This window comes from Rhodococcus sp. JS3073 (assembly GCF_026810085.1).
In the GTDB taxonomy this organism is placed as follows: domain Bacteria; phylum Actinomycetota; class Actinomycetes; order Mycobacteriales; family Mycobacteriaceae; genus Rhodococcus_F; species Rhodococcus_F wratislaviensis.
The window spans coordinates 2,678,481-2,690,486 of sequence record NZ_CP113951.1 but is presented as its reverse complement, the minus strand read 5'-3'; the positions used below and the strand labels follow the sequence as shown (position 1 = coordinate 2,690,486).

At 67.9% G+C, this 12,006-nt stretch carries 10 protein-coding genes; 3 read left to right on the top strand and 7 right to left on the bottom strand.

The window, feature by feature from the left end; translation table 11 throughout:
• Positions 1-6: 6 nt before the first annotated feature.
• Positions 7-474 (bottom strand): DIP1984 family protein, encoded by a 468-nt coding sequence (locus tag OYT95_RS12050; RefSeq protein WP_112301185.1) that lies wholly within the window; start codon positions 472-474, stop codon positions 7-9.
• 323 nt (positions 475-797) lie between these two features.
• Between OYT95_RS12050 and OYT95_RS12045 the strand changes: the two genes are divergently transcribed.
• Positions 798-1,583, top strand: coding sequence for an IclR family transcriptional regulator (locus OYT95_RS12045; protein ID WP_037230440.1), 786 nt, complete (start codon positions 798-800; stop codon positions 1,581-1,583).
• Here OYT95_RS12045 and OYT95_RS12040 read toward each other — a convergent pair.
• Genes OYT95_RS12040 through OYT95_RS12020 form a run of 5 tightly spaced genes read right to left on the bottom strand, consistent with a single transcriptional unit; the run spans position 1,549 to position 7,174 of the window.
• Positions 1,549-2,541, bottom strand: coding sequence for a glycerate kinase (locus OYT95_RS12040; protein ID WP_268791545.1), 993 nt, complete (start codon positions 2,539-2,541; stop codon positions 1,549-1,551). The two genes, OYT95_RS12045 and OYT95_RS12040, sit on opposite strands and share 35 nt — an antisense overlap.
• Complete coding sequence (locus tag OYT95_RS12035) at positions 2,538-3,533, bottom strand: 2-hydroxyacid dehydrogenase (protein WP_037230435.1); 996 nt, start codon at positions 3,531-3,533, stop codon at positions 2,538-2,540. The genes OYT95_RS12040 and OYT95_RS12035 overlap by 4 nt, the downstream gene beginning before the upstream one ends.
• Positions 3,530-4,468: a hydroxymethylglutaryl-CoA lyase gene (locus OYT95_RS12030; protein WP_112301182.1), complete on the bottom strand. Its 939-nt coding sequence runs from the start codon at positions 4,466-4,468 to the stop codon at positions 3,530-3,532. The genes OYT95_RS12035 and OYT95_RS12030 overlap by 4 nt, the downstream gene beginning before the upstream one ends.
• The gene (locus OYT95_RS12025; protein ID WP_112301181.1) at positions 4,465-5,718 is read right to left on the bottom strand and encodes a CaiB/BaiF CoA transferase family protein; all 1,254 of its coding nucleotides are present in this window, start codon (positions 5,716-5,718) and stop codon (positions 4,465-4,467) included. The genes OYT95_RS12030 and OYT95_RS12025 overlap by 4 nt, the downstream gene beginning before the upstream one ends.
• A 25-nt stretch (positions 5,719-5,743) precedes the next feature.
• Positions 5,744-7,174 carry a GntP family permease gene (locus OYT95_RS12020; protein ID WP_037234659.1) on the bottom strand — a complete coding sequence of 477 codons (1,431 nt, stop codon included), beginning with the start codon at positions 7,172-7,174 and terminating at the stop codon, positions 5,744-5,746.
• Between the two features lie 122 nt (positions 7,175-7,296).
• On the opposite strand from OYT95_RS12020, the gene OYT95_RS12015 reads away from it, so the two are divergent.
• Complete coding sequence (locus OYT95_RS12015; protein WP_268791544.1) at positions 7,297-8,304, top strand: AraC family transcriptional regulator; 1,008 nt, start codon at positions 7,297-7,299, stop codon at positions 8,302-8,304.
• Positions 8,305-8,422: 118 nt separating this feature from the next.
• Positions 8,423-9,559, top strand: coding sequence for an IS481 family transposase (locus OYT95_RS12010; RefSeq protein WP_037246031.1), 1,137 nt, complete (start codon positions 8,423-8,425; stop codon positions 9,557-9,559).
• Positions 9,560-9,636: 77 nt separating this feature from the next.
• On the opposite strand, the gene metE is transcribed toward OYT95_RS12010, so the two are convergent.
• Positions 9,637-11,898 carry a 5-methyltetrahydropteroyltriglutamate--homocysteine S-methyltransferase gene (metE, locus tag OYT95_RS12005; protein ID WP_268791543.1) on the bottom strand — a complete coding sequence of 754 codons (2,262 nt, stop codon included), beginning with the start codon at positions 11,896-11,898 and terminating at the stop codon, positions 9,637-9,639.
• Between the last annotated feature and the right edge of the window lie 108 nt (positions 11,899-12,006).

Here is a 12,006-nt window from a genome sequence, read left to right as displayed (position 1 = left end):
CCTGCTTCAGTCGAGCAACTCGACTTCCCAATTCTCCTTCTGCACTTGCAGATCGATTTCCCGAATCTGCCGGGCGAGATCGTCCGCCGTCCGCCGGAGATCCCGGACGGGCAATGCCGCGACGAAGACGAGTTCGGAGCGGAGTTGCCTGCCATATCGGTCCTGCTCGCGTCCGGAGGCGGCATCCGCGGCGGCGGACACCACCCGGTGCCGGATTCGCAGCATGTCGCGGCGGGCCAGTGCGTCCGTGATGGTCGCGTCGCCCAGTGGCGCAGCGGTATTCGTCCGATTGATTCTTCGGACGAGGACCTCCAGGCGGTCCAGGACCTCCTCGAGTTCGACGAGTAGCGCCGCGGCGTCCTCGGCAGGCGACTCGCCCTCTTGATGTCGTGCATTCGTGAGGATGCGCGACTTCAGGTGCTCCACCCGGCGCGTCAGATCGCCGCGCTCAGCCAGTGCCTCAGCCAACTTCATGAGTGCCTCCTTTCTCGAAGTCGTTGTAGAGCAGCACAAATCGGGGATCTAACAGCGTCCGGTGGGGAGTGGACGGGTCGCGGCATCGTGAAGGGAGCGAGCGAAGCGCGTCGAACGCGCGGGTGAAGTCCCCGAACCGTTGTGTCGGAGAGGTGTCTCGGTGGGCGCTCATGCGCCTTTCGTCGAGTCGAATTCGAGCATCCTCAATAACTACCACATCCCCGCCCGTGTGGCGACACCCAATTCGCCCCAGGTGAGTGCCAAAGTGTGTTCCGCCGTCCGTTGGCACTCACGTGCTGGTGAGGGCGACTATCGTCGAGGGTATGCGAGCGGAAGACGGCGAATTGACCTCCAAGCACCAACCGTTGCTGGTGCTGAGCAAGATCAGGGAGATCCTCGATGCCTTCAGCCTGACGCGTCCGTCGATGACGCTGGGTGAGCTCCACCAGGCGACGGGTCTGCCGACGTCGACGGTCCAACGGCTGGTCAGCAACCTGGTGGCGCAGGAATTCCTCGACCGCACGGGCGACCAGATCCGGATCGGCGTGAAGATGGCGTTCTGGGCCGCGACAGCCACCAAGGGACTCGACGTCCTGGCTGTCGTCACGCCGGTACTGAAGGAGATCCGCGACGCCACCGGCGAGACCGCCAGCTTCTTCCGGGTCGAGCAGGGCTACCGCGTGTGCGTGGCCATCGCGGAGACCGAGCACGCGCTGCGCCGCAACATGTACGTCGGGAAGATCGTCCCCCTGCCCGCGGGATCGGCGGGCCGGGTGCTGCTCGCCTGGAACCCGGACCTCACCGAACAGGTCCTCGCCGGCCCCATCGAGCCGATGACCGAGGGCACCGTCACCGACACGGCGGTGCTGCGCGAACTGATCCACCAGGCCAAGGCGGACGGGTACGCCATCACCGCGGGGGAGCGGGAGGACAGTGCCTCGGGTTTGGCTGCGCCCGTGTTCGATTCGTCCGCCGACGTGATCGGTGCGCTGGCGATCAGCGGGCCGACACTGCGCATGCCGCTCGAACAGTGCGAGAAGTGGGTGGATCTGCTCGTCGGCAGCGCCGAGCAGGTCACCCGGACGCTGGGCGGCCGCTACCCGTCATGAGGCGCGCCGCAATCGCCCGTCCGGCTTCGTGCATGGCCACGGCGTCGGTAGCGACGATCACGTCGGCGAACCGGGACCGGTAGTCGCCGAGATCGTCACCGACGGAGCCGACGACGGCGTACACCGGGGACGCGCCCGCGCGGGCGAGGACCGCGGAGATGATCTTGCCCGCCTTCGTCTGTCCGTCGAGCCTGCCTTCGCCGACGACGATCGCCGACGCGTCCGCGGCCAGGGTGTCGAAGCCGATCACGTCGAGGATGTAATCGGCGCCCGAGCGTAATTCGGCGCCGTACCGTGCCCACATCCCGCCGGAGAACCCGCCTGCCGCGCCGGTCGCGTCGACACTCGACGGGTCGCGGGGCAGGGCCCGCGCCTTCGCCTCGAGTTGCCGCGTGAGGAGTTGCACGGCGCCCGCGTCGGCGCCCTTCTGCGGTCCGAACACCCTGGCGGCGTCGACATACCGGGTGGTGACGTCGGTCAGCACGGTGACGGAGGCGCCCCGGAGTCCGCCGCCCGCCTCGATGGCGGCGATTGCCCCGGTGCCGCCGTCCGTGGTGGCGGACCCGCCGGCCGCGACGACGATGTGCCGGGCACCGCGCCGGGCGGCGTCGGCGACGAGCATCCCGGTGCCGTAGGTGGTGGCGGTGACCGGGTCGCGGGGACCGTCGTGCGGCGTGGTGATCCCGGAGGCGGCGGCGATCTCGATGACCGCGGTCCCGTCGTCGGACAGTCCGTACGTCGGCCGGCACGGGCTGCCCCAGGGGTTGCGGGACCTGGTGGTGACCGGGCGCAGTCCGAGGGGGACGGTGAGAACGTCGAGGGTGCCCTCGCCGCCGTCGGCGACCGGCAGCCTGATCGCGGTGCCGCCGGACGACTCGACCCCGCCGGCGACGGCGTCGGCGACCTCACCGGCGGTGTAGGTGCCCTTGAAACTGTCGGGGGCGATCAGAACCGTCATGAGTTCCAGGCTTCCGGGTTGACCGGATGCGGCGGAATCCGGTTCTGTGCCATGGCCACAGCGTTCTCGGCGCACAGTCTCGCCATCTCGGCGCGCACCGACACCGTGGCGCTGCCGAGGTGGGGGAGCAGGACCGTGTTCGACAGTTCCGCGAGTCCCGGGGCGAGCGCGGGTTCGTCCTCGTAGACGTCCAGTCCGGCCCCGGCGATCTCCCCGGACTTCAGGGCGGCGACGAGAGCGGCTTCGTCGACGACGGGGCCGCGGGCCGTGTTGATCAGGATCGCGGAGGGTTTCATCGCCGCCAGCACACCCGCATCGACCAGGTGGCGGGTCTGCGCGGTGAGGGGCACGTGCAGCGACAGGTAGTCGCTGGTGGTGACGAGGGTGTCCCAATCGGTGTGGGTGACGAGTCCGGCGAACTCACCGAGTTCCGCGTCCGGCACCGGCCGGTCACCGGGCGGCCGCGGACAGAACAGCACCTGCATCCCGAAGGCCAGTGCCCGTTTCGCGGTCGCCCGCGCGATCCGCCCGAACCCGGCGAGACCGAGCGTTCGGCCCGAAACATCCTGGCCGAGAAGCAGGTTCGGTTCCCATCCGGTGAACCGTCCGGCGCGGACGAACGTGTCGGCCTCCACGGCGCGGCGGGCGGTGGCCATGATCAGCAGCATCGCGACGTCGGCGGTGGCGTCGGTGAGCACACCGGGTGTGTTGCCGACGAGTATCGAGTTCGCGGTGGCCGCCCCGATGTCGACGTTGTTGAATCCGACCGCGTAGTTGGAGATCCCGCGGATCTTCGCGGCGGCCAGGAGGTCGGCGTCGAACGTGTCGCGTAGCTGTGACACCACCACGTCGTAGTCGCCGGACACGCAGACCTCCCGCAGCCGGGCGGCGTCCGGAAGCTCGTCGGGGACCTCGACGCTTCCCGCGGCGCGCAGCAGCGTGAGAGCGGGTTCGGGGATCGGGGTGGTGACGTAGAACCGGGCCGCGCTCATCGGCCGCCGCCGATGACCCACTCGAACGCGGTGGCATTGGAGCGCGCACCCTGGGCGGCTTTGGACCGGTTGGCTTCACCGAGTTCGGCGAGAGTCTTCTCGGACAGTTCCACGAGGGATCCGAACGTGGTGGGGTTCAGCCAGTCCGGGCGGGTGGCGAACAGCAGGTCCTCGCTGGCGGTGTTGCCGCTGGCGCCGGGTGCGAACGGGCAGCCGCCGAGTCCGCCGAGGGCGCCGTCGACGGTCATCGCGCCTGCCGCGACCGCGGCGAGACTGTTCGCGACCCCCAGACCCCAGGTGTCGTGACCGTGGAAGACGATGCCCCGCTGCGGGGTTTCGAGCCGGACCCGGGAGACGAGCGAGTACACCTCGGCAGGGACGGCCTGGCCGAGGGTGTCGCAGACGACGACGTCGACGGCGCCGTGGGCGCGCGGATCGTTGGCGATGTCGATGACCCGCTGCTCCGGCACCCGGCCCTCGAACGGGCAGGTGAACGACGTCGCGATGCACAGCTGGATGCTGCCGCCGACTTCCTGTGCGAGTTCGATCGCGGCGGGCATCGCGGCGAGGCTGTCCTCGGTGGAACGTCCGATGTTCGCCTGGTTGTGGGAATCGGAGGCGGAGAAGCAGTACTGGAAATGGCGTGCGCCGGCGGCGGCGGCCTTCTCCACGTGCCGGGGCGTCGCCACCCACACCCAGCAGTGGTCCAGTTCCTCCGGGGTCAGTTCCGAGATCACCTCGACGGTGTTCGCCATCGGCGGGACGAGGTCGGGGCGGGCCATCGACCCGATCTCGAGCGCGGGCACGCCGAGTTCGAGAAGTCGCCGGGCGATCTCGAGCTTCCGGGCGGTGGGCAGCATCTTGCCCGTCAACTGCAATCCGTCACGCAGGGTGACGTCGCGGAGCAGGGTGCGTGATTCGAAGGACTGCGTCATGAGAGGCCACCTACTGTGTCGTTGACGATGGAGTCGATCTGTTCCGGGGTCTTACCGAGCAGCGTTTCGAGAACCTCCCGGGTGTGCTCGCCGAGGTCCGGACCGACGCTGCGGATGGGCAGCGACTTGCCGCCGATCACCGGGACGATGCCGGGGAACCCGACCTGCTTCGGCTCGGCCTCACCGGTGTCGACGGTGAACTGCTGAATCATGTTGCGGGCCGCGTACTGCTCGTCGCTGCAGATGTCGGCGGCGGTGTTGATCGGACCCGACGGCACGCCGGCGGTGTCGAGGATCTTCAGCGCCTCGTCGCGCGAGTACTGGATCGTCCACTCACCGATCGCCGCGTCGAGTTCGTCGCGGCGCGCCCACCGTCCGGCGTTGGTGGACAGGTCCGGGTCGGCGCCGAGGTCGGGGCGGCCGATGATGTCCATGTAGCGCTGGAAGATGGCGTCACCGTTGCCGGCGATGATGATGCTGTTGCCGTCGCTGCAGATGTACGCGTTCGACGGGGCGATGCCCTCCATCCGGCCGCCGACGCGTTCGCGTTTGATGCCGTACGCGAGGTAGTCGGGGATCAGCGACTCCATCATCGACAGGATCGATTCGTTGAGCGCGACGTCGATGATCCGATGCGGCAGTGACGGACCCTGCGTTCCGGCGACCTTCGCGGCCTCGCGCTGGAACAGGGCCATCACCGCACCGAAGGCCGCGTAGAGGCCGGCGATCGAGTCGCCGATCGACACCCCCACCCGCACCGGTGGCCGGTCCGGGTCGCCGACGAGTTCACGGAATCCGCCGGCGGCCTCCGCGACCGCGGCGAATCCCGGCCGCTGCGACATCGGCCCGGTCTGCCCGAACGCCGAGATGCGGGTGATCACCAGGTCCGGATTGGCCGCATTCAACGCGTCCGGTCCGATACCCCACTTCTCCAAGGTTCCCGGCCGGAAGTTCTCCAGCAGGATGTCGCACTTGGCGGCGAGGTCGAGGACGAGCTGCCGGCCTTCCTCGGTGCGCAGGTCCAGCACGATCGACTTCTTGTTGCGGTTGATCGTGCGGTACAGCATCGAGGTGTCGCCGGAGTAGAGCCGCCAGTTGCGCAGTTCGTCGCCGGTCTTCGGGCGCTCCACCTTGATGACCTCGGCCCCGAAGTCGGCGAGCATCCGGCCCGCGGTCGGAGCGGCGATGTAGTTACCCAGTTCGAGTACGCGCACCCCGTCGAGTGGCCGAATGGTGTTGTCGGAGAACATGGTGATCCTTAACTGGTTGTGACGCTCAGAGAACGAGGCTCATGGGCAGGACGAGCAGTATTGCGACGACCGATGCCACCGATACTCCCACCGAACACGTCTTCAGCGTGCCTCGTGTGGTCTGACCCATCAAGGACTGCAGCAGCCAGAACGTGTTGCTGGTGACATGCACCGCGAACAGGGAGCCGGCGCCGGCCGCGAGGGCGATGAGGACGGGGTCGAGGCCGAGGGTGGGCGCGATGGGTGCGAGGATGCCCGCGGCGGTGATGGCGGAGATGGTCACCGAGCCGACAGCGATGTGCAGGACGGCGGCGACCACCCAGACCATCAGCAGCGGAGCCGCGTGATTGGCGGTGAAGTACTTGCCGAGGATGTCGCCGAGGCCGACCGCGGCGATGGTCGCGGCGAGTGACCCGCCGACGCCGGTGAGGATGAGGATCTGGCCGCTCTCGCTGAAACCACTGGCGATCGCCTTCTGGATGCGGTGCTGGCCGACGCTGAACCGTCCGACGAAGCTGGTGCCGATCAGTCCGATCAGCAACGCGATGAGGGGTTCCGACACGAACGAGACGACCGGATTGCTGATCTCGGCGATGTCCAGGATCGCGCCGGTCGCGATGAGAAGGAGCGAGACGAGCAGCGGAGCGAGGAGCAGGATCAGCGGACGGTCGTGTTCGGTCCGCTCGGTGGTGACGGTCGCGGCGCGTTGCGCCTGGGCGACGCCACCGCCGGCATCGGGCCGAGGGGTGGTCCCGCCGCTGCCGCCGTCGGTCCACTCGTCCTCTTCGTCGTCGACGACCGTCTGATGGAAGTGCTCCTCGTCCTTCTCCGGGTTCCACCAACCGCGGGTGAACAGGAACGACATGATCGCGACCGAGATCGCGACGGTCGGGATCACCAGGATCAGCCCGAAGATCAGCATCTTGCCGAGCGGCACACCGAGAAGTCCGGCGAGGGCGAGGGCGCCGACACCGGGAACCATGAGGACGATGCCGCACTCCAGGCCGATGGCGAGGGCGGTGGCCATGCGCGCGGTCCCGACCCGGCCGACCTTCGGTGCGAGGTTGCGGGCGAGCGGCGCCGAGATGACGAGCAGGACGTCGAGGAAGATGGACTGCAGCAACGTCGCGATCGTCAGCGACATCGCATAGGGCATTCGTTTCGGCCCGAACACCCGCAGAAGTGTTCCGACCAGGCGCTGGATCGCGCCCATTTCTTTCAACATGGCGCCCATCAGGACGCCGAAGGCGATCAGGAGTCCCACTTCGGCCATGATGTCGCCGAAACCGGTGCTGATGACGTCCACCGTTTCGGCCGTGCCGAGTCCCGTCGTGAGTCCGAGGTAGGCGGATCCGACGACCAGTGACACCACTGGGTTGAACTTGAAACGCACGATCATCAGAACGACCGCCGCAACGGCGACCGTGGTGTTGATCAGGATTGCTACGTCTGACATGTGCGCGTCCTTATCGAGGAGGCGGGGCAGTGACTGGTGTCACAGGTACACCCATATTATGAGCACACACTCACGATATAAGCAATGGGCCTCCGGCCTCGTGTGGGTGGGATACTCGACGCATGGTCGCGCTGGATCCGTTTGCGGTGGGACGGCCGCCGGCCGCCGAGCGCAGGACGTCGGAGGACTGGAGTGAGATCCAGCTCTGGTCCGACCGCATGTACATGCCCTACGTCGTGCGTCCGCTCGGTGTCGGACTGTCACCCCGATCGAGCATGTACTCCACGAAGATCGGCGACATCACGGTCACCCGGTTCTCCTACGGAATCCCCGTCTCGGTCGGCGACTTCTCGTCCGACGCCGGAAACGCGCTCGTTCTCACGACCATTCGGGGCAACGCCCGGCACCACCTCGACCACGACGCCACCGCGAACACGCCGTCTGGTGACACGTTCGTCGCCGACTGCAGTCGCGTCGACTACCTCGTCGAGTTCTCTCCCGACCACGTCCAGCTCAATCTCACCGTTCCCCACACGTTGCTCGCCGACACGGCTGTGCGGTGGTGGGGATTCGACCCCGGAGATGTTCTCTGGCAACGTAAATGCGTCATCGGGGGCGGTGGATCCGGCTGGCAGGCGCTCCTCGGGTACGCGATGCGGACGACGGGAGAGCTACCGGGTCACGCTACCGAGGGGCGCATCGGGCTCAACCTGCAGGAGTTGCTCGTCGGTCACCTGCTCACCGAATGGGCGGCTCGCGCCGGAGTGGACCCGGACAGGTCCACCGGTCCGGCGGCGCCCGGCTATGTGCGGCACGCCGTCCAGTACATCCGGGAGTACGCCCGCGAACTGCCGACCTCCTCCGACATCGCCGACGCGGTGGGTGTCAGCGTCCGCACCCTGTCCGGGTCGTTCCGGAAATACCTGGACACCACCCCGGCCGAGTACGTGCGTGAGCAGCGGCTTCAGGGCATCCGGGAGGAACTGCTCACCGCATCGCCGGGTGCGACCGTCGCCTCGATCGCCGGCGCGTGGGGGTACGTCAACCTCGGTCTCTTCGCGGCGGCCTACCGACGCCGGTTCGGTGAGAATCCGTCGCAGACCAGGGCCTTCGGCCCCGTGAGTGGTTGACGAGTCCAGGGACTCCTGTCTGAGTTCAGGACATGCAGGACAGTTGATGTCTCAGGACATCGAGGACACTGACGACCCGTGCCCGGGACAATCGGGCATGGGTGGAAAAGGGTTTTCGATGAATCCGGACATCGTGGCCACGGTCTCGGCGGTCGCAGGCGGGGCACGGGTGAACGTGTCCCGCCTGTGCCGAGAGCAGGGCATCTCCCGCAATACCTTCTACGTCCTGGTGGGCAGGTTCCGCACCGAGGGCGCCGCAGCGTTCACCACCCGCTCGACCCGGCCACACCACAGCCCGACCCGTACCGGACCCGAGGTGTGTGAGGCCATCGTCCGTGCCCGCAAGGAACTCGACGACGAGGGCTTCGACAACGGCCCGATCTCGATCGTGTGGCGCCTCGAGGCCCAGGGACTCGACCCGACCCCGTCGCGCTCAACGGTGTACCGGGTACTGAGGGAGTGCGGACAGATCGTTCCTCAGCCACGCAAGAAACCCCGTTCACGCCGCAGTTTCGAGTACTCCGCCCCCAACGGGTGCTGGCAGATCGACGGCCTCGAGCATTATCTCGCCGACGGCACCGTGGTGTGCATCCTGCAGATTCTCGACGACCACTCGCGTCTGGACGTGTGCTCGTATGCCGCCCGGGCCGAAACCTCCGCCGACGCGTGGGCGGCACTGCAACGGGCGATGGACGGGCACGGGGTGCCGGTACACCTACTCTCCGACAACGGGCTCGCCTTCTCCGGGAAACGCCGGGGCGGGATGTCCGAGGTCGAACGCAACCTCGCCGCCCTCGGGACCGTGACGATCGCGTCCTCGGTCCGGCACCCGCAGACCTGCGGCAAGAACGAACGCGCCCATCAGACCTTGCGGAAATGGTTGGCCAAGCAGCCACCGGCGGCGACCCTGACCGAGCTGCAGTCCCAACTCGACACCTACCGGCAGCTCTACAACAACAGGCGCCACCAGGGCATCGACGGTATGACCCCGAACCAACGCTGGGACGCAACACATCCGGCCCAGCCGACGCCCGGGCCGGCGGCACGATCGGGATGCACCACCCGCCCCGTCTCGACTACCGGCGTGATCCAGTTCGACGGACTCTCGATCATCCTCGGCCGCCGACACAAGAACACCACCGCGACCGTCTACTGGCAGGGCGATCGTGTCGTCGTGATGATCGGCGACACGACCGTCCGCACACTTACACTCGACAGGACCACGCGTTACCAGAAACTGTCCTCAAAGTCCTGAGACAGATCTGTCCTCCAAGTCCTGAGACATGACACGAGTCCAGGGACTCCTCAACCACTCACGGGCGGCGGAGCCGCCTACAGCTCCGCGCGGACCAGCTTCGCCGCGTCGACGAGGTTGCGCAGCGACGCCTCGACCTCGGCGGGGCCACGGGTCTTCAGGCCGCAGTCGGGGTTGACCCACAGCCGTTCCACCGACACCGCCTTCAGCGCCTCCCGCAACGACGCCGCGATCTCCTCGACACCGGGCACCCGCGGCGAGTGGATGTCGTACACGCCCGGGCCGACGCCGAGATCGAAGCCGACGGCGTTGAGGTCGTCGAGGACCTCCATGTGCGAGCGCGCAGCCTCGATAGAGGTGACGTCGGCGTCGAGTCTCGCGATGGCCTCGATGACCTCACCGAACTCCGAATAGCAGAGGTGGGTGTGGATCTGCGTCGAGTCCGAGACACCCGACGTCGCGAGGCGGAACGCCCCGACCGACCAGTCGAGGTAGGCCGGCTGATCCGCGGCCCGCAGCGGCAGCAGTTCGCGCAGCGCGGGCTCGTCCACCTGGACGATCCGGATGCCCGCACCCTGCAGGTCCACCGTCTCGTCGCGGATCGCCAGCGCCACCTGGTTGGCCGAATCGGCCAGCGGCTGGTCGTCGCGCACGAACGACCACGCCAGGATCGTCACCGGACCGGTCAGCATTCCCTTCATCGGACGCTGCGTGAGCGACTGCGCGTACGTGATCCATTCGACGGTCATCGGGGTGCTGCGCCGCACGTCGCCGTACAGGATCGGCGGGCGGACGCAGCGGCTGCCGTACGACTGCACCCAGCCGTTGTCCGTCGCGAAGAACCCGTCCAACTGTTCGGCGAAGTACTGCACCATGTCGTTGCGTTCCGGTTCGCCGTGCACCAGCACGTCGAGGTCCAGCTTCTCCTGCAGCGCAACCACATCGGCGACCTCGGCGCGCATCCGGTTCAGGTACTCGGCCTCGTCGATCTCACCCTTGCGCCGCGCCGCGCGCGCGACGCGGATCTGCGTCGTCTGCGGGTAGGAGCCGATCGTCGTGGTCGGCAGCACCGGAAGCGACAGCGCCGACTGGGCTTCCCGACGTTCCGCCGCGGGACTGCGCCCCGGATCGGCCGCGGTGAGCGCGTCCAGCCGGGCACGGACCGTGGCGTCGTGCAGACGCGGGTCCGTGCTGCGAGTGGACGCTGCCGCGCGGGCGAGCGCGAACTCGTCTTCGACGGACTCGCGACCGCTGGTCAGTGCGGTGCCGAGCGTGACGACCTCGCGGACCTTCTCGGTGCCGAACGCCAGCCACGACCGAAGCGCCTTGTCGAGGCCGGTCTCGGCGTCGAGCGTGTACGGGACGTGCAGCAGCGAGCACGACGTCGACACGGCGAGCGAACCGGTACTTCCCAGCAGCGTGCCGAGCGAAGCCAGTGCCGCGTCCAGGTCGGTGCGCCAGATGTTGCGTCCGTCGACGACGCCGGCGACGACGTGCTTGCGGGTCAGATCGGGAACCGTGGCGAGAGTGTCGGATCCGGCGACCAGATCGATCGCGATCCCCTCGACACCGGTCGATGCGATCGCGGGGAGTGCGTTGCCGAGGCTGCCGAAGTAGGACGCGACGAGGATCGCCGGTCGCGACTCCAGCGCGGACAACCGGTTGTAGACCCGCTTGGCCGCCGCGATCTCCTCCGGTGTGCGGTCGGCGACGAGCGCAGGCTCGTCGATCTGCACCCACTCGGCGCCCGCGTCGGCGAGCTGACCGAGCAGGTCCGCATACAGCGGGACGAGTTCGTCGAGGCGGTCGAGGAGGGGTGCGTCCGAGCCGACGGCCTTCGACAACAGCAGGAACGTGACCGGTCCCACCACCACCGGGCGGGCCGGAATGTCCAGGGCGCGTGCCTCTTCGAGTTCGCGGAGCACCTTCGACGGGTCGAGGGCGAACGTCGTCGTCGGGGAGATCTCCGGCACCAGATAGTGGTAGTTGGTGTCGAACCACTTGGTCATTTCGAGCGGGGCGACCGTGTCGTTGCCGCGGGCGGCGGCGAAGTAGCGGTCGAGGTCGCTGCCGATGCCGGCGACCCGGTCGGGCAGGGCGCCGAGCATCGCCGCGGTGTCCAGCACATGGTCGTAGTACGAGAACGTATTGACCGGCACGGAGTCGAGGCCGGTGTCGCGCAGGCTCGTCCAGGTCCGGCGTCGCAGATCCCGGGCGAGAGCGTCGAGCCCTTCGGCGTCGAGGCGGCCGGCCCAGTACGACTCGACGGCCTTCTTCAGTTCGCGATTCGGACCGATGCGAGGTGAGCCCAGCACGGTCGCGGTGAAAGAAAATGTCACGGTATCTCCAGTTGCGTACGCGGTACGGCTACCGCCGGCAAACGGGTACACCTCTCGAGCCCAGGGACGTGCTGCAGCGCGAGAAGGTCTACACGCCCAATCCACGAG